The 16,447-nt window shown below is 63.7% G+C and carries 17 protein-coding genes and 2 tRNA genes; 13 read left to right on the top strand and 6 right to left on the bottom strand.

All coding sequences use genetic code 11. The annotated features are described in order from the left end of the window. The first annotated feature begins 32 nt into the window (after positions 1-32). The 3 genes from BLR13_RS37785 (at position 33) to BLR13_RS37775 (ending at position 2,486) form a co-directional block, all read left to right on the top strand. Positions 33-821: a tRNA-uridine aminocarboxypropyltransferase gene (locus BLR13_RS37785; protein WP_074829467.1), complete on the top strand. Its 789-nt coding sequence runs from the start codon at positions 33-35 to the stop codon at positions 819-821. A 110-nt stretch (positions 822-931) separates the two neighbouring features. Beyond that, positions 932-1,312: a dTDP-4-dehydrorhamnose 3,5-epimerase family protein gene (locus BLR13_RS37780; protein ID WP_074829469.1), complete on the top strand. Its 381-nt coding sequence runs from the start codon at positions 932-934 to the stop codon at positions 1,310-1,312. Between the two features lie 211 nt (positions 1,313-1,523). After that, positions 1,524-2,486 (top strand): glycosyltransferase family 2 protein, encoded by a 963-nt coding sequence (locus BLR13_RS37775; RefSeq protein ID WP_157793763.1) that lies wholly within the window; start codon positions 1,524-1,526, stop codon positions 2,484-2,486. 59 nt (positions 2,487-2,545) lie between these two features. On the opposite strand, the gene BLR13_RS37770 is transcribed toward BLR13_RS37775, so the two are convergent. Next, a tRNA-Cys gene (locus BLR13_RS37770) sits at positions 2,546-2,619 on the bottom strand. A 54-nt stretch (positions 2,620-2,673) separates the two neighbouring features. Further along, positions 2,674-2,853, bottom strand: a complete 180-nt coding sequence (locus tag BLR13_RS37765) for a hypothetical protein (RefSeq protein ID WP_074829479.1) — start codon at positions 2,851-2,853, stop codon at positions 2,674-2,676. Positions 2,854-3,115: 262 nt separating this feature from the next. On the opposite strand from BLR13_RS37765, the gene BLR13_RS37760 reads away from it, so the two are divergent. Together BLR13_RS37760 and BLR13_RS37755 are read left to right on the top strand one after the other, a co-directional pair. Then, positions 3,116-3,370 carry a hypothetical protein gene (locus tag BLR13_RS37760; protein ID WP_074829482.1) on the top strand — a complete coding sequence of 85 codons (255 nt, stop codon included), beginning with the start codon at positions 3,116-3,118 and terminating at the stop codon, positions 3,368-3,370. Positions 3,371-3,550: 180 nt separating this feature from the next. Continuing rightward, positions 3,551-3,919 carry a hypothetical protein gene (locus BLR13_RS37755; RefSeq protein ID WP_074832274.1) on the top strand — a complete coding sequence of 123 codons (369 nt, stop codon included), beginning with the start codon at positions 3,551-3,553 and terminating at the stop codon, positions 3,917-3,919. 219 nt (positions 3,920-4,138) lie between these two features. Here the strand turns inward: BLR13_RS37755 and BLR13_RS37750 are convergent, their stop codons facing one another. Beyond that, entirely contained in the window at positions 4,139-4,318 is a 180-nt protein-coding gene (locus tag BLR13_RS37750) for a hypothetical protein (protein ID WP_074829485.1), read from the bottom strand. 271 nt (positions 4,319-4,589) lie between these two features. Between BLR13_RS37750 and BLR13_RS37745 the strand changes: the two genes are divergently transcribed. The 6 genes from BLR13_RS37745 to BLR13_RS37720 all read left to right on the top strand — a co-directional run bounded on the left by BLR13_RS37745 (position 4,590) and on the right by BLR13_RS37720 (position 11,935). Continuing rightward, a tRNA-Asn gene (locus BLR13_RS37745) sits at positions 4,590-4,664 on the top strand. 257 nt (positions 4,665-4,921) lie between these two features. After that, entirely contained in the window at positions 4,922-5,587 is a 666-nt protein-coding gene (locus tag BLR13_RS37740) for a protein-L-isoaspartate O-methyltransferase family protein (protein WP_074829486.1), read from the top strand. A 249-nt stretch (positions 5,588-5,836) separates the two neighbouring features. Further along, a complete protein-coding gene (locus BLR13_RS37735) occupies positions 5,837-7,243 on the top strand; it encodes a TolC family outer membrane protein (protein WP_074829488.1) in 1,407 nt (468 codons plus the stop codon). Positions 7,244-7,649: 406 nt separating this feature from the next. Next, positions 7,650-8,432, top strand: a complete 783-nt coding sequence (locus BLR13_RS37730; protein ID WP_074832277.1) for a PopZ family protein — start codon at positions 7,650-7,652, stop codon at positions 8,430-8,432. 240 nt (positions 8,433-8,672) lie between these two features. Further along, positions 8,673-11,534: a valine--tRNA ligase gene (locus tag BLR13_RS37725; RefSeq protein ID WP_074829491.1), complete on the top strand. Its 2,862-nt coding sequence runs from the start codon at positions 8,673-8,675 to the stop codon at positions 11,532-11,534. Beyond that, entirely contained in the window at positions 11,531-11,935 is a 405-nt protein-coding gene (locus BLR13_RS37720) for a VOC family protein (protein ID WP_244525021.1), read from the top strand. The genes BLR13_RS37725 and BLR13_RS37720 overlap by 4 nt, the downstream gene beginning before the upstream one ends. A gap of 336 nt (positions 11,936-12,271) precedes the next feature. Here the strand turns inward: BLR13_RS37720 and BLR13_RS37715 are convergent, their stop codons facing one another. After that, positions 12,272-12,877, bottom strand: coding sequence for a DNA-3-methyladenine glycosylase (locus BLR13_RS37715; protein ID WP_074829493.1), 606 nt, complete (start codon positions 12,875-12,877; stop codon positions 12,272-12,274). Between the two features lie 131 nt (positions 12,878-13,008). Here BLR13_RS37715 and lipA point away from each other — a divergent pair, with 131 nt between their 5' ends. Both lipA and BLR13_RS37705 read left to right on the top strand, forming a co-directional pair. Further along, positions 13,009-13,968, top strand: a complete 960-nt coding sequence (gene lipA / locus BLR13_RS37710) for a lipoyl synthase (protein ID WP_074832283.1) — start codon at positions 13,009-13,011, stop codon at positions 13,966-13,968. Between the two features lie 4 nt (positions 13,969-13,972). Next, positions 13,973-14,428, top strand: coding sequence for a type II toxin-antitoxin system RatA family toxin (locus tag BLR13_RS37705; protein WP_074829496.1), 456 nt, complete (start codon positions 13,973-13,975; stop codon positions 14,426-14,428). Positions 14,429-14,431: 3 nt separating this feature from the next. Here the strand turns inward: BLR13_RS37705 and BLR13_RS37700 are convergent, their stop codons facing one another. Then, a complete protein-coding gene (locus BLR13_RS37700; protein WP_074829498.1) occupies positions 14,432-15,034 on the bottom strand; it encodes a CinA family protein in 603 nt (200 codons plus the stop codon). A gap of 1 nt (position 15,035) precedes the next feature. Then, positions 15,036-16,217 carry a bifunctional 2-C-methyl-D-erythritol 4-phosphate cytidylyltransferase/2-C-methyl-D-erythritol 2,4-cyclodiphosphate synthase gene (locus BLR13_RS37695; RefSeq protein ID WP_074829500.1) on the bottom strand — a complete coding sequence of 394 codons (1,182 nt, stop codon included), beginning with the start codon at positions 16,215-16,217 and terminating at the stop codon, positions 15,036-15,038. Positions 16,218-16,447: the final 230 nt, after the last annotated feature.

Below are 16,447 nucleotides of genomic sequence, written 5' to 3'. Positions count from 1 at the left end.
GAATTACTGGCCACGAAGCGTATAGCGGGCGGATGTCAGACAAGTCAGACGCGACCAGCGCCATTCCCGACGAGATTCCGGACTGCCCGCATTGCGGCAAGCCGGAGCCTTTGTGCATCTGTGAGAGCATCGAGCTGATCGAGAACAAGATCAAGCTCCTGATCCTGCAGCACCCGCAGGAGCAGGACAGGGCGCTCGGCACGGCGCGGCTGGCGGCGCTGCATTTTCCGGATGCGGTCGTCAAAATCGGCCTGTCCTGGCCAAGCCTGTCCAAGGCGCTGGGCCGCATCGTCCACGACCCCTCGCGCTGGGCGATCCTCTATCTCGGCTCGGCCAAGGTCGCCGACCTCGATACCGACAAGGAAATCGTCGCGATCAACCGCAAGGGGGAATTGGAGGAGCACCAGCGCGCCATTCTGGGGGACATCGAGGGCATCGTGCTGCTCGACGGCACCTGGAGCCAGGCCAAGGCGCTGTGGTGGCGCAATGCCTGGATGCTGAAATGCCAGCGGGTCATCCTCGGCCCCAAGCGCGCGTCGCGCTACGGCGTGTTGCGCAAGGAGCCGCGCCAGGACGGCCTTTCCACCATCGAGGCCGCCGGCCTGCTGCTGGCGGGGCTGGAGAAGCGGCCGGATATCGCCGAGACGCTCAACACCAGCTTTGAGCGGATGCTGGCGCGCTACCGGGAAGTGCAGGACGAAATGCCGGAACTCGCGCCCAAGCCGAAAAAGAAGGATTATCGCGGCTACAAGGGCAGGAAAGGCGCCAAAAAGGGCGTCAAGAAGGGCGCGAAAAAGGCTGTAAAACCCCGCGCCAAATAGGGCCGCCGATCGCCTGCGGGGCGCGCATTGGACGCATGTTTGCCTCGTGCGGGCAGAGTGTATATTCGCGCGGCATACCTGTTGGCCGCTCACGAGTCCCGACCGCCACGATGAAAAACCCGCCGACGATTCCGATACAAGGCTGCGCGCCCGTCGCGGTGAAAGCCAATGCCGACGACCGCGGCTGCCTGTTCGAGATTTTCCGGGAAGAGTGGGCCGGGGCTTTCAAGACCGTGCAATGGAACGCCTGCAGTTCGCGGGCCGGCGTGATGCGCGGCGCCCATGTCCATCTGGACTACGACGAGTTTTATACCCTGCCGATGGGCCGGGTTTTCATTGCACTCCGGGATATCCGAAGGGCGTCGCCGACATTCGGCAACAGCATCGGCTTCGAATGGTCGGCCGCGGACGGGGGTTCGCCATTCCCGTGCCCGCGGGCATCGCCCACGCCGTATTTTTCCTCGACGACTCCGTTCTCGCCTTTGGTTTGAGCGGGTACTGGAAGGCCGAACTCGATGTGCTGGGCTGCCGGTGGAATGATCTTGATCCGTCGCTGACATGGCCGGCGGAAAGCGCGCGGCTTTCACCCAGAGATACTGATTCGGGTTCATTTGCCGATATGCTGGCCAGCTACGAGACGATGTCTGCTATTGCCTGAGGGAAGGGAAATCCTGATGCGCGGCCCAGGGCGAGTTGCGCACCGTGCTGGATGACCCCGCCATATCGGCTGCGCCGCCGGCGGTTTCCGTCGTCATAGCAACCTACAACAGAGCCCACACGCTGCGGCACGCCGTGCAGAGCGTCTGCAATTCGTCGTTCGGCGATTGGGAGCTCATCGTAGTCGGCGATGCTTGCACCGACGATACCGCTGAATGCGTTGCATCCTTCGGCGACCCGCGGATTCGCTTTGTCAATTTGCCTGAACGCACTGGCGACCAGTCCGGTCCCAACAATCACGGCGTGGCCCTGTCGCGCGGAAGATATGTCGCGTTCCTGAACCACGACGACATCTATCTTTCCGATCATCTCGCCACCTGCGTGGCTGAGCTGGAGCGAAGCGGCGCCGACCTCGTCTGGGTGCCGTGCGCCGTCGCCCGCCCCAAAGCCGTTGCGGATGGCGGCCTTCCGTTCTCATTCGCTCTGATCGGCGTACCCCAGACCGCTTCGAGCTATTCTCCCTTTGCCACCTGCCTCGCCTCGTCGTGGGTGTTTCGGCGAGGTCTGGCCGATCGCGTCGGGCCGTGGCAATCGCCCGACCGGCTGCACGTGACACCGTCGATGGACTGGCTGTTTCGAGCATGGCGCTCGCGGGCGGTGTTGCGATTCGTGCCCGCTGTTACGGTCATCGTCCTGCCCGCCGGGCCGCGGCCCGGCAGCTATGCCCGCACGACCAGCCCGGAGCACGATCTTGTCACCAGATTGCTTCGCGAGGATCCGAGATATCGGGAGCGAATCCTGGGGGAGGCGGCGGTGAACGAAGCGATGGATTGGTTTCGGAACGAGCGGTATCCGCAGCTAAGGTTGCTGCGTCGGCTGTTGCTAAGGCCGTTTTATTGGCTTCTCATCCGGGCGGGAATTCATCCGCTGACACTGCCGAACGCCATCGTTTATGGACGCCGCGGCGGGCTGGTTCGAAAGCATCGAACGATCACCGGCGCGGAATAACCGCGGCGACAGTTCCCGCGATCTCTCACGCAATCAGGCTAAGCTGTTGATTTTATGGATGGAGGCCACGACCGGAATTGAACCGGTGTACACGGTTTTGCAGACCGTTGCGTAACCACTCCGCCACGTGGCCCCATCGGCGGACTAGCTACAATCTCCCCGGGATTTAAGCAATCCCGGCGTCTTGTCAGCAGGCGGCGTACCAGCCTTCAGGAAACGGAACCAGCGGCCAGGGAGCCCGGTTGTCGTTGGCGGCGCGCGGTGGCTGATAACGGGGCAGGGACTGGGCCAAGAAATCATCCTCCGGTTCGGGCGCAATTGCCGTCTGCACGGCATCCAGCAACTGGTCGAATTCAACTTCACTCATCGCGCTCTCCAACGTTCGAGAGCTCACGATGCCAAAAGGGTTTTGTTTCCAGATTGAACGGATCGCTCGCATTTTAATGAACGCGCGATCGCGGCAAGCTTGGTTACTAAAGAGTTTCCCCGCAGGGGACGCTATCCCCGCTTGTGCAGGGTCAATTGTGAGAAAAATCACATTCTTTGAAATTTAATCCGCGTATTTGGCCGTGAGGACGCCTGCCTTGTCAAGGCGGAGCAAGGCGAGGTCAGACCAGGGAGACGCGGTCATGAAAGCAAGGTTTGCACGAAGTGCGGCACCGCTCGGTCGCGCCCGCCGGGCGTCGCTGCTCGGATTCCTGCTGACGCTGCTGGCAACTGGATCCGCTTCCGCGCAAGGCACGCCCGAGCAGCGCAAGGCCTGCACCCCCGACGTCTACCGGCTCTGCGCCGGCGAGATCCCCAATGCCCGGGCGATCACCGCATGCCTGCGGCGGCAGAAGGCGAGCTTGAGCCCGGCCTGCGCGGCGGTGTTCGAGCAGTAAGGCGGGAAAATTCCGAACGGCGATCGGTGTGGCGACAGGCGCGACAACCTCCGTCGCGATCTGAAAGCATTCTTTTCAAAAATGGTCACAGACCGGCAGCGATCAAATGATAGATTTCCCTGGGACTGCGAAATCCGTTTAGATTGACCTTGCCGGATGCGAACGATTGGAAGGTTTGAGATGAAACTTATTTTTTCTGCGTTGATCGTATTGGGACTCTCTTTTGCCACCGGAAACGCCATTGCAGCCGACAGCCGCAATGTCTCGGTTGTCAACGAGACCGGTTATGCCATCAAGTTTCTGGGCTTCAACGGCCCCGACGACGGCCTCGACGAGTGGGATAACGAGCTCGAAAAAACCTTGAACAACCAGGACACCGCCTACGTCGAGTTCGATGAGGACGACGAGGGTTGCGTCTGGAACGTCAAGGTGGACTGGGCCAACTACAACGAGTCGGTGCTCTGGAAGAACGTCAATCTCTGCAAGTTCAACGTGCTGAGATTGCGCTATGATTCCTCGACCAAGACGACCTCGTTCCTGGCCGAGTAACCTCTCCATTCGCGCAATGGGCGGCGATGACGACGAGCAACGCTCACGGCGATGCCGTGAGCGGTCTCGGCAATCACGACGGCATCACGATCGCCGGAATGCCGCGCGTTGAACGGGAGCGAGTGTCGCACCCGAATGTGCGATACGCGCGGCCAGCGGCTTCCGCGGCAGCAAGGCAGGCGGGAAGGGCGGTCGGCTTCGTTGCGTGCCGACTATTGCCTATTCGATGGTCACGATCAGCCGGCCGATCAGCCGCGCAACCTCGTCCAGATCTTCCGAATCATGGTCTTCAACGGCCCGCGCCAGCCGAAGCAGGCACTCGTCGTCGCTCAGAGCTGGACTGTCGCTCGGGATAATCGAAGGCACCGCGGGTATCAGGTCGGTTGCAATGAATGGCATGGAATCAACTCCCGTGAATCCCGGCAATCCTCGGAAGCTCTGGCCGGATTGAGTCGATTTGGCGGCCAGCCCATGACGTGCCGGGATGGCCGCATTGCGCGGATACGTTACAGGTTATGTCCAGTGCGGGCGAAAAACCGGCTGCAAACCCTTGCGGCACAGCAGCTTTGCGCTTCCGCACGCTACCGGGTCCGCAACGGCCATTTGGTCCTTTGCAAGCCCGAAATGCTTTGTTATACGCTCCCCGCTCGCGAACGATTGTTTCGCCTGTTCCTCGGTAGCTCAGCGGTAGAGCATTCGACTGTTAATCGAATGGTCGCTGGTTCGAATCCAGCCCGGGGAGCCAGCAAATTCCGATGCCTGAAATTCCGCGATGATCCGGCCCCAATCATTCGGCGCATCCCGAGCGTGGCTCCGCCGGGGCTGTTCGCGTCGCCGTTCCGCCGCATCATTCAATCGGGCATTCGGCCTGGCGGACCTCGCCCTCCGCACGCCTAACCGGCGTGTTGCGTTTTACCGGAGCTTGTACCAAAGATGACCCGGCTTTAGCTCTCGGTTCCAACTCTCTTGCGGCAACGCCGCATGCTTTCAGGGTCTCAGCCTATGTCCGGTATTTCGGCCGCGCGCCAGAAAATGGTCGATGGTCAGGTGCGTCCGAGCGACGTCACCGATGTCAGAATTATCGATGCCATGCTGGCGGTGCCACGCGAGGCCTTCGTGCCCGAAAGCAGGCGCGCGCTGGCCTATCTCGACCTCGATCTCGATGTCAGCGAGAGCGGCGAGATCAAGCGGTTCCTGATCAAGCCGGTGGTGCTGGCAAAGATGCTGCAGGCGGCCGAAATCAAGGGGACCGACCGCGTGCTGGTGGTGGGCTGCGCGACCGGATACGCCGCCGCCGTGGTCGCGCAATTTGCCGGGCAGGTGACCGCGACCGAGAGCGATTCGGCGCTGGCGGCGAAGGCTACGGCCATCCTCGCCCAGAATGGCTGTGGGAATGTCGCGGTCCGGACGGCGGCTGCCGCTGACGGGGACCCGGCGAACGCGCCCTACGACGTCATCCTGCTCAACGGCGCCACCGAAATCGTCCCGGAGCGGCTCTACGGGCAATTGCAGGACGGCGGCCGGCTGGTCGGCGTTTTCGCGACGTCGCAGCCGCCGATGGCTACGCTGGTAACCCGTTCCCACGGGGATTTCGGGCACCGGGCACTGTTCGACGCCTACGCCCCGGTACTGCCGGGCATGGAACGGGTTCCCGCCTTCGTTTTCTAGCCTTTTCGGCACGCTTTGCGGCCCCGGCTACCGTGAACGCCGTTAAAATCCCGTTCTGAATCAGAAGTGTGGCCGGATTGCCCCACGTTAAGAGTTTCGTCTGTGTGCGCTTGCGAGGTAGTTCCGTCCAGCCTAGCTGCGGAATAAGGTGAGCTGGGACTCACTTCGACCGAAGCGATGCCGATCCGCGTTCGTGTTCATGTTCATGAGGGTGGCGCGGTGAAAACGAAAATGAATGGATTTCCAGGGATGCGTGGAGTGAAGGTTTTCACTGGAGCCGCGGCTTCGGTCCTTCTGTTAGCTTGTATGGGCCCGGTGCCTGCCCTGGCGGACACGATCGAGGCGGCACTGGTGCGCGCCTATCAGAACAATCCGCAGCTCAACGCACAGCGCGCGCAGGTGCGGTTCACCGATGAAAACGTGCCGCAGGCGTTGTCGGGTTATCGCCCGAAGGTCGCACTCACCGCGAGCGCCGGCTATCAATATACCGACACCAACTCTACCGCCGGCGGCAGCGCGACCAGCATCGTGCGCACCGAGATTCACGGCGCCAATCCGCCGCGCAGCGTCGGCGTCAACGTGCAGCAGACGCTCTTCAACGGACAGCAGACCGCCAATAAGACCCGTGCGGCGGAGAGCCAGGTCTCAGGCGCACGCGAAGCGTTGCGGGTGCTGGAGCAGAGCGTGCTGCTGTCGGCGGCCACGATCTACATGGACTATCTGCGCGACGCCGCCATTGTCGAAGTGCAGAAGAGCAACGTGCGCGTGCTCGAGCAGACGCTGAAACAGACGCGCGACCGCTTCAACGTCGGCGAAGTGACGCGCACCGACGTCGCGCAGTCGGAGGCCCAGCTCGCCGCCGGCAAGACCCAGCTCCTGACCGCGGACGCCAATCTCGTCACCACCAAATCGAACTTCCGCCGCATCATCGGCAACGAACCGGAAGCGCTTGCGCCGGGCTCGCCGGTCGATCGCTACCTGCCGGGAACGCTGCCCAGCGCCGTCGAAACCGGCCTGATGCAGAACCCGAACGTGACCGCGGCGATGTTCGGCATCGACGTCAGCTATCTCCAGGTCAAGGTCAACGAAGGCGCATTGTTGCCGACGGTGTCGCTGAATCTGGCGGCACAGCAGACCTACGAATCCACCATGACGCTGTACCGCTCGTTCGGCGCCTCCGCGACCGCGCAGATTGCGGTGCCGATCTATCAGGGCGGCGCGGAATACTCGCTGATCCGCCAGTCCAAGGAAACGCTGGCGCAGCAGCGCCTGGTGCTCGAACAGACCCGCGATGCGACCCGCGCCAACGTTGTCACCGCATGGGGACAGCTGGTTGCCGGCAAGGCGCAGGTGCAGTCCGCTCAATCGCAAGTCACGGCGTCCGAAATCGCGCTGAACGGCGTGCGCGAGGAAGCCAAGGCCGGACAGCGCACCACGCTCGACGTGTTGAACGCGCAGCAGGCGCTGGTCAACGCGCGCGTCGCCCTGGTCACGGCACAGCATGACCGCGTCGTTGCATCCTACGCCGTGCTGAACTCGGTGGGACGGCTGTCGCCGCAGGTGCTCAACCTGCCGACCACGGTTTACGATCCGAGCGTGCATTATCAACAGGTGCGCGATAGCTGGGCCGGCGTGCGTACGCCGGACGGTCGCTGATATCAGCGTTTGCGCTCGCAGCGGCTTCACGCTCGTTGCGACGTTCACACTCGCCGCGGCGTTCACGCTCGCAGCAGCATCACCACTCCCGTAGCATTACGGCGCACGCGGAATGAATTCTCGCCCGGCGGCATCCGCCCGGCGCGTTTGCTTGCAAATATTTATCGGCATGACGTACCGTTCTCTGGGTGAGCTGAGCGATTCGCGCCGCGTTTTTTCCATCTCACGGCCGCACGCCGGGTAGCCTGGGGGTAACCTTGGGGGAGCGGGACGCCTGCGCGATGCATTCGGGCGGGCCTGATCTGGGGACAAGTCGGGCTTGCGCGATGAAAATCCCGGCCTGCACATCCGGAACCGGAAAATCCTTCCTGGCTTGGTGTAATTTGGTTTCGATGTGGAGTCGGAGATGACGCAACCTGCAAAGGTCCAAGAGCCCTCGATGGAGGAGATTCTGGCGTCGATCCGTCGCATCATTGCCGACGACGAGGCCAAGCCTGCTTCTGCCGAAAAGCCCGCGTCTGCCGAGAAGCCGGCAGCAAAGCCCGCCAGCCCGCCCGCGGCCGCCAAGCCGGAGGCGCCGGCAAAGCCCGCGATGAAGGATATCCCGCCGTCGGCGATTGCTCCGGCGCCTAAGCCTGCTGCCGTGGCCAAGCCCGCGCCGCCGCCTGCGCCCGAGCCGGCCGTGAGCAACAATCAGGATGACATCGATGCGATGCTGGCCAGCCTCGACGCAGCAACGCCCGAGGCCGACATCAGGCCGGCGCAGCCCGAAGCCCAGCCCGAATCCGACGTGTTCGAGCTCACCGACGAAATGGCATTGCCGGACCCGGTGCCATCAGCTCTCCAGTCTGCTTCGTTCCACAAGATAGACCCGCAGGACGATCTCGAATTTACCGAGAGCACAGCCGCCAGGGCGTTGCACCGACGGCCGACCTACGAGCCGCCGCCGTTTGAAAGCGCACCTGCACCGCCGCAGCAGCAGATCCTGTCGCACTCGACCGTTTCGGCGGTCGAATCCGCCTTCAATTCGTTGGCCAATACCGTGCTGAGCAACAACGCGCGGACGCTGGAAGACCTGGTCAAGGAAATGCTGCGGCCGATGCTGAAATCCTGGCTCGACGACAATCTGCCGGGATTGGTGGAGCGGATCGTCAAGGCCGAGATCGAACGGGTTTCACGCGGGCGCTAGCGCCTCACGGAGCCGGCCGCGCCGCCGGTTCCGGCCCTGATTCAGCCACTCCGAAGGGCTTTATTGCGGCTTCTTGCAGCCGGTCAGGTTGACTTGCGGCTTCGCAGTGGCTTTCTAGGGACCTGTTCGGTTCCGTCCACATCCAAATCGGGCGCTAGCTCATTGTTTTGACGCGTTTTCTTGCCCGCTGGCCGGGTGAGATGGCGGTCCAAAATACCCTCCAGATTCAACAGCGTTGTCATGATCGAGAAAAACTACCAGCCCGCCGATATCGAAAGCCGCATGTCCGCCATCTGGGAGGCGAGCGGCGCGTTCAAGGCCGGCCGTCCCGAACGCAAAGACGCGGCACCGTTCACCATCGTGATCCCGCCACCGAACGTCACCGGCTCGCTGCACATGGGCCACGCGCTCAACAACACGCTGCAGGATATTCTCTGCCGCTTCGAGCGGATGCGCGGCCGCGACGTGCTGTGGCAGCCCGGCACGGACCACGCCGGCATCGCCACCCAGATGGTGGTCGAGCGGCAGTTGATGGAACGGCAGGAGCCGGGCCGGCGCGACATGGGACGCGCCAAATTCCTCGAACGCATCTGGCAGTGGAAGGCCGAAAGCGGCGGCGTCATCGTCAACCAGCTCAAGCGGCTCGGAGCGTCCTGTGACTGGTCGCGCGAACGCTTCACCATGGACGAAGGGCTGTCGCGCGCCGTCGTCAAGGTGTTCGTCGAACTGCACCGAGAAGGCCTGATCTACAAGGACAAGCGGCTGGTCAACTGGGATACGAAACTGCTCACCGCGATCTCCGATCTCGAAGTGCAGCAGATCGAGGTCAAGGGCAGCCTGTGGCACCTGCGCTACCCGATCGAGGGCAAGAGCTTCAATCCGGACGATCCCACGACCTTCATCGTGGTCGCGACCACGCGCCCCGAGACGATGCTGGGCGATACCGCGGTCGCGGTGCATCCGGAGAACGAGCGCCTTGGGCATCTGATCGGCCAGCATGTGATCCTGCCGCTGGTCGGCCGTCGGATTCCGATCATCGGCGACGACTATGCCGATCCGGAAAAAGGCTCCGGCGCGGTCAAGATCACGCCGGCGCACGACTTCAACGACTTCGAGGTCGGCAAGCGACACGGCCTGCCGCGGATCAGTGTGCTCGATCAGGAGGGCTGTCTCGCCCTTGTCGGCAACGAGGATTATCTGCGCGGCTTGCCGGAAGGGGCGAGCGAATTGGCCGAGGAGCTCAACAAGGTCGAACGCTTTGCCGCACGCAAGCGGATCGTCACGCGGCTGGAGGAGTTCGGCTTCCTCGAAAAGATCGAGCCCAACACGCATATGGTGCCGCACGGCGACCGCTCCGGCACCGTGCTCGAGCCCTATCTGACCGACCAGTGGTATGTCGACGCCAAGACCATGGCGCAGCCGGCCATTGCCGCCGTGCGCTCGGGCGCGACGACGTTCGTGCCGAAGAACTGGGAAAAGACCTATTTCGAGTGGATGGAAAACATCCAGCCCTGGTGCATCTCGCGCCAGCTCTGGTGGGGCCATCAGATCCCGGCCTGGTACGGGCCCGACGGCAAGGTGTTCGTCGCCGAAACCGAGGAGGAAGCCGTCGGTCACGCGCTCGGCTATTACGTCGAGCAGGAAGTCATCACGCCGGAGCAGGGCGAGGAGATGGCGCAGGACCCTGCCAAGCGCGAAGGTTTTATTGTCAGGGACGAGGACGTGCTCGACACCTGGTTCTCGTCGGGCCTGTGGCCGTTCTCGACGCTCGGTTGGCCCGACAATACGCCGGAGGTGGGCCGCTACTACCCGACCAACGTGCTCGTCACCGGCTGGGACATCATCTTCTTCTGGGTCGCCCGCATGATGATGATGAGCCTCCACTTCATGAAGGAGGCGCCGTTCTCGACGGTCTATATCCACCGTCTCGTCCGTGACGAGAAGGGCGCCAAGATGTCGAAGTCGAAAGGCAACGTTATCGATCCCCTGGGCGTCATCGACGACTTCGGCGCCGACGCGCTGCGCTTTGCGCTGGCGCGCGGGGCGGCCCACAGCCACGATATCAAGCTGTCGCCGCAGCTCGTCGAAACCAATCGCAATTTCGCGACCAAGCTGTGGAACGCCTGCCGCTTTGCCGAGATGAACGGCTGCGAGCAACCTGCCGGTTTCAATGCGCATGATGCCAAGGAGACCCTGAACCGCTGGATCGCGCACGAAACGTCGCGCGCCACGCGCGAGGTCACCGAGGCGATCGAGGCCTATCGCTTCAACGATGCCGCCGGTGCGATGTACCGTTTCGTCTGGAACGTCTATTGCGACTGGTATCTCGAACTGGCGAAGCCGGTGCTGATGGGCGAGGAGGGCGCCGCCAAGGCCGAGACTCGCGCCATGGTCGCCTGGGCGCGCGACGAGATCCTCAAGCTGCTGCATCCGTTCATGCCCTTCATCACCGAAGAACTTTGGGCGGTGACGGCCAAGCGCGACGGCCTCCTGGTGCTGGCGGAATGGCCGCGCAAGGGTCTGTCCGCCGAGCAACTGGCCGGAATAGCGATCGCGAGCCCGAGCGACGCGATCATTCCGCCCGTCATCCGCGCGCTCGATGCCGGCGATTTCAGCGATCCGGCCGCGGAAGCCGAAATCGGCTGGGTGGTCGATCTCGTCACCGCGATTCGCTCGGTGCGCGCTGAAATGAACATTGCACCGGCGACGCTGACGCCGCTGGTGCTCTCGGGCGCATCGGCCGAGACAAAAGAGCGCGCCCAGCGCTGGAACGACGTCGTCAAGCGGATGTCGCGCCTTGCCGATATTTCCTTCGCCGACCGCCCGCCGGAAGGCGCGGTGCAGTTATTGGTGCGTGGCGAAGTCGTGGCGCTGCCGCTGAAGGGCGTGATCGATCTTGCCGCCGAGAAGGCCCGGCTCGACAAGGAGATCGTCAAGGCCGACGCCGACATCAAGCGCGTCGACGCCAAGCTCGGCAACGAGAAATTCGTCGCCAACGCGCCCGACGAGATTGTCGAAGAGGAAAAGGAAAAGCGCGAGGCCGCGGTGGCGCGCAAGGCCAGGATCCTCGAGGCGCTGGAGCGGCTGAAGAAGGCGTCTTGAACGAGGCCTATCGAATGCTCGACCACGTCTCCATCACGGTTTCCGACATAGCCGCCGCCGAGCGGTTCTACGACGCGATCATGAAGACGCTCGACGTCGTCAAGGTCGGTCGCCGTGATGACTGGCTCGGCTATGGCGAGCGGGCACGCGCCGCGTATCCCGACCGCGTCTATCTCACCATCCGCAAGGGCGCGAAGCCCGAGGACGCCTTCGGCCGCCACTGGTGCTTCAAGGCGAAGTGGCGAACCCAGGTCGATGCGTTCTGGGACGCCGGCATCGCGACCGGCGGCACCGACGACGGCGCGCCGGGCCTGCGCGACTACCACGCCTCCTACTACGCGGCGTTCCTGCGTGACCCCGACGGCAACCGGATCGAAGCGGTCTGCCACCACGCGGTGTGACGGGCGCTTGCCCGTTGCGTCCGACTTGACGCACTTGTTCTCAATCATTTCGGCGGGAGGCCCCATGCACTGCTTCGCGGACGCGCGCAATAATGGATTCATTTCGCTCCCTGCGCAGCGCGCACCCGGTCTTCCCCGCGCCCTCTGTTCTCAGGAGGGACAACGAAATGCAAAACTTCGGGCGCATCGCGCCGCGAGATCGTGAAGTCGTATCGGGTCTATCAACGTCATTGCGAGGAGCGGAGCGACGAAGCAATCCATTCTTTCTTTTCGCGGCGTGATGGATTGCTTCGCTTCGCTCGCAATGACGGTCTCAGGAGCCCCATCTTCATGTTGTCAAAACCGCTTGCTCAGAAACTTCGATCCCTTCAACCCATACCGCCACGGCAGATCGACCGCCTTTGTTATCCCGATCCGCAACCCCGTAACGATCTCGGGCTTGCCCACACGCGCATGCAGCGCGAACGGCGGGATATCGAGCGGCAGCCCGCTGTGCGCGATGGTGATGCCGAGCGCTTCGCAGAGTTTGCCGGGGCCGGAACACAGCGACCGCTCGTCATGCAGGCCGCGGCGGCGGCGCATCGCCGGAATGCCGTGGGTTGGCTCCAGCGCGCGGATCAGCACGGCACTGGCCGAGCCTGCCTTTTCGCAGACGAAATTCACGCACCAGTGGATGCCGTAGGAGCGGTAGACGTAGGAAAAGCCTGCTGGCCCGAACATCACCAGATTGCGCGGCGTCGGCCCATTGAAGGAATGCGCGGCCGGTTCGGTATGGTGATAGGCCTCGACCTCGACAATGATGCCGCCGACGCCGTCCAACAGCAGCGTCGCCCCAATCAGGTCGGGGGCGACCTCGAGCACACCGCGGGCGAAAAACGAGCGCTTCAGCGGCTTGCCGAGGCTGTGGGCGGCGGCAGCGGCCGTCTTGGGACTTCGAGCCATTTCAGGTTAAGAATCGCTGTGGAACAGATGAAAACTGGCAATATCTTGCACGTTTCTGCTAGCCTCGGCGAGGGTTGCAGCAATGGGCGACACCGATTAGCTAGATGTTCTCGCCATTTGCCGGACTGAACATGGTCGTCCTCGTCGATACCGTTTCCACCAGCCAGGTACGTCCGCGTCACCCCGAAAAGGTGAACCGGCCGGACGCGCTGTCGCCGCCGAAACCGGACTGGATCCGGGTCCGCGCGCCGAATACCCGCGGCTACGCCGACACGCGGAAGATCGTCAAGGAGAACGGCCTCGTCACGGTTTGCGAGGAGGCCGGCTGCCCGAACATTGGCGAGTGCTGGGACAAGAAGCACGCCACCTTCATGATCATGGGCGACACCTGCACGCGGGCCTGCGCGTTCTGCAACGTCAAGACCGGCATGCCCGGCGCGCTCGACGCGTCGGAGCCAGAGCATATCGCGGAAGCGACCTTCAAGCTCGGCCTCGCTCACATCGTCATCACCTCGGTCGATCGCGACGATCTCGCCGATGGGGGCGCAGAACATTTCGCGCAGACCATCCGCGCCATCCGCGCCCGCTGCCCGACCACCACGATCGAAATCCTCACCCCGGATTTCCTGCGCAAGGAAGGCGCGCTCGAAGTGGTCGCGAAGGCCAAGCCCGACGTGTTCAACCACAATCTGGAAACCGTGCCGTCGCGTTATCTGACGGTGCGCCCGGGCGCGCGCTACTTCCATTCGATCCGGCTGTTGCAGCGGGTCAAGGAAATCGACCCCACCATCTTCACCAAGTCCGGCATCATGGTCGGCCTCGGCGAAGAACGTCACGAGGTGCTGCAGGTGATGGACGACCTGCGCTCGGCGGATGTCGACTTTCTCACCATCGGGCAGTATCTGCAGCCGACCCGCAAGCATCACGCCGTGATGCGTTATGTGACCCCGGATGAATTCGCGGGCTACGAGAAGGTCGCCTACACCAAGGGTTTCCTGATGGTGTCGGCGAGCCCGCTGACGCGCTCGTCGCACCACGCCGGCGACGATTTCGCCAAACTGCAAGCGGCCCGGGCTGCTCTGTCGCGCTGAACCGATGCCGAGATTTTCCAGCAAGCGCCGGGTTCATCACACCGCGGCTCAAATGTTCGATCTGGTCGCCGACGTCGAGCGCTATCCGGAATTCGTGCCGCTGTGCCAGTCGCTCAGGATTCGCCAGCGCACGCCCAAGCCCGACGGCACCGAGATCGTCATCGCCGACATGACGGTGTCGTTCAAGCTGGTGCGGGAATCCTTCACCAGCCGGGTGACGCTGGACCGGCCGAACCTGAAGATCATGGTCGAGTATCTGAAGGGGCCGTTCAGCAATCTGGAAAACCGCTGGACCTTCGAGCCGAGGTCCGAAACCGACTGCGACGTCGGGTTTTTCCTGAGCTACGAGTTCAGGAGCCGGATGCTGGCGCTGCTGATGGGCACGATGTTCGACGCGGCGTTCCAGCGGTTTGCGGCAGCCTTCGAGAAACGCGCCGATGTGGTTTACGGCAAGGGCTGACGCTCAGGCGCGCGTCGGGCGACGGCGCTTGACGGCGCCGCCCCGGGGCGTCCGGGCGACGCGCGGGCGCAGCCGGCTTGCAGCCGCGCGGCGCGGCTTGGCCGGCGCCTGCGGTCCGCGCGCCAGCTCCATCAGCATGCGCAGGGCCTCGACCACGGAGCGCTGGCGCACGGTGGTGCGGCCGATGGCGCCGAACCGGCATTCGCGGTGCAGGATGCGGCCGTCGCGGGCGGCGACGGCGAAATGCACCAGGCCGACCGGCTTGCCCGGCGTCGCACCGCCAGGGCCGGCGATGCCGGTGATGGATACCGCGAGATCGACGCCGGCGCGTTCCAGCGCGCCGATCGCCATCGCGGTGGCGGTTTCCTTGCTGACGGCGCCGAAGGTCGCGAGCGTGATCGCCTTGACGCCGAGCATCGCGCGCTTGGCGTCGTTGGAATAGGTGACAAAACCGCGGTCGATCACGTCGGAGGACCCGGGAATGTCAGTCAGTGCGCCGGCGACAAGGCCGCCGGTACAGGATTCAGCGGTCGCAACCGTCAGCTTGCGCATCCGGCACAGGTCGAGCAGCGAGCGGGAGAGGGCGCGGGCGTCGCTGCCGCTCATGCTATTCGCTCCAGGGAAGACGGATGGTGGCGCTCGCGGTCGCGGCAATGCCTTCCTCGCGGCCGGTAAAGCCGAGCCGCTCGCTGGTGGTCGCCTTGACGGCGACGCGCGAGACGTTGACGCCGGTGATCTCGGCGATGCGCGCGCGCATCGTGTCGCGCAGCGGTCCGATCTTCGGGCGCTCGCAGATCAGCGTGACTTCGAGATTGGCGATCCGGCCGCCGCGGGCGGTGACGCGCTCGATGGCGTAAGTGAGGAATTTGTCGGACGCAGCACCCTTCCACTTCATATCGCTGGGCGGAAAGTGCGAGCCGATGTCGCCGTCTGCCAGCGCGCCGAGAATGGCGTCGACCAACGCATGCAGGCCGACATCGCCGTCGGAATGGGCGAGAAAGCCTCTCGTATGCGGCACGCGGACGCCGCAGATCATCAGGTGATCGCCATCGCCGAACGCGTGCACGTCATAGCCGGTGCCGGTCCTGATGTCGCCGAGCTGGCTGGCGAGGCGGGCTTCCTCGCGGACGAAGTCTTCCGGGGTGGTCAGTTTCATGTTCGCAGGATCGCCTTCAAAGGTCGCCACCGTCAATCCCGCCCACTCGGCGAGCGCCGCGTCGTCGGTGAAATCGCTGCGGCCGTCGCGCGCGGCACGACGATGGGCCTCGAGGATGACGTCGAAGCGAAAGGCCTGCGGCGTTTGCGCGATCCGCAGCCGCGCGCGGTCCGGCGTCGCCTCGACATCGCCGGTATCGCCGACCTGCTTGATCGTATCGGTAACGGCGATCGCCGGGACCGCGGCGCCGGTGCGCTCCGCCGCGTCGATCGCGCGCGAAATCACCGCCGGCGTCACAAAGGGACGGGCGGCGTCGTGGATCAAAACGATATCGGGCTTCTCCGCGGCCAGCGCTTCGAGCCCGGCATGCACCGAGGCCTGACGCGTCGCGCCGCCGTTGGTCGGCGGCTGATGGCGCAGGCTGGCCACGGCCTCGTTGAAGATCGCGATGTCATCGGGATTCACCACCGGCTGCACGGCGAACACGTCCGGGTGCCGGCAGAACGCCTCCATGGCGCGGAAGATCACGGTGTGGCCGCCGATGGTGCGGTATTGCTTGGGTCCGCCGGCGCCGGCGCGAAGGCCGCGCCCGGCTGCGACGAGGATGGCGGCTGTACGCTTGGGTTTGGGCATTGGACTCAATGACGGACGGAAAGGATTGAGGGGCAGGGTTGCGCCTTCGCTGGCGCACAGCCCTTACCATGCCGAATGCGCAAAAACAGAGCGATTCCCAATAGCTGTGGGAAAAGCAGATTTTGTTGCAGTGCACTTGCACAAATGATAGAACTGTCTAAAGTGTAGGCATGAAGCTTGACTGCACAAGATTTGTGCTCACAATATGCGTCGACGGTCGCAATGACGCT

The organism is Bradyrhizobium ottawaense, from assembly GCF_900099825.1.
Taxonomy (GTDB): domain Bacteria; phylum Pseudomonadota; class Alphaproteobacteria; order Rhizobiales; family Xanthobacteraceae; genus Bradyrhizobium; species Bradyrhizobium ottawaense_A.
This window is presented reverse-complemented; position numbering and strand designations above follow the sequence as displayed.

Bases quoted from the DNA above. Each gene is read 5' to 3' on its own strand.
- BLR13_RS37785 (WP_074829467.1), top strand. From the start codon at position 33: ATGTCAGACAAGTCAGACGCGACCAGCGCCATTCCCGACGAGATTCCG.
- BLR13_RS37780 (WP_074829469.1), top strand. From the start codon at position 932: ATGAAAAACCCGCCGACGATTCCGATACAAGGCTGCGCGCCCGTCGCG.
- BLR13_RS37765 (WP_074829479.1), bottom strand. From the start codon at position 2,853: ATGAGTGAAGTTGAATTCGACCAGTTGCTGGATGCCGTGCAGACGGCA.
- BLR13_RS37760 (WP_074829482.1), top strand. From the start codon at position 3,116: ATGAAAGCAAGGTTTGCACGAAGTGCGGCACCGCTCGGTCGCGCCCGC.
- BLR13_RS37755 (WP_074832274.1), top strand. From the start codon at position 3,551: ATGAAACTTATTTTTTCTGCGTTGATCGTATTGGGACTCTCTTTTGCC.
- BLR13_RS37750 (WP_074829485.1), bottom strand. From the start codon at position 4,318: ATGCCATTCATTGCAACCGACCTGATACCCGCGGTGCCTTCGATTATC.
- BLR13_RS37740 (WP_074829486.1), top strand. From the start codon at position 4,922: ATGTCCGGTATTTCGGCCGCGCGCCAGAAAATGGTCGATGGTCAGGTG.
- BLR13_RS37735 (WP_074829488.1), top strand. From the start codon at position 5,837: ATGCGTGGAGTGAAGGTTTTCACTGGAGCCGCGGCTTCGGTCCTTCTG.
- BLR13_RS37730 (WP_074832277.1), top strand. From the start codon at position 7,650: ATGACGCAACCTGCAAAGGTCCAAGAGCCCTCGATGGAGGAGATTCTG.
- BLR13_RS37725 (WP_074829491.1), top strand. From the start codon at position 8,673: ATGATCGAGAAAAACTACCAGCCCGCCGATATCGAAAGCCGCATGTCC.
- BLR13_RS37715 (WP_074829493.1), bottom strand. From the start codon at position 12,877: ATGGCTCGAAGTCCCAAGACGGCCGCTGCCGCCGCCCACAGCCTCGGC.
- lipA (WP_074832283.1), top strand. From the start codon at position 13,009: ATGGTCGTCCTCGTCGATACCGTTTCCACCAGCCAGGTACGTCCGCGT.
- BLR13_RS37705 (WP_074829496.1), top strand. From the start codon at position 13,973: ATGCCGAGATTTTCCAGCAAGCGCCGGGTTCATCACACCGCGGCTCAA.
- BLR13_RS37700 (WP_074829498.1), bottom strand. From the start codon at position 15,034: ATGAGCGGCAGCGACGCCCGCGCCCTCTCCCGCTCGCTGCTCGACCTG.
- BLR13_RS37695 (WP_074829500.1), bottom strand. From the start codon at position 16,217: ATGCCCAAACCCAAGCGTACAGCCGCCATCCTCGTCGCAGCCGGGCGC.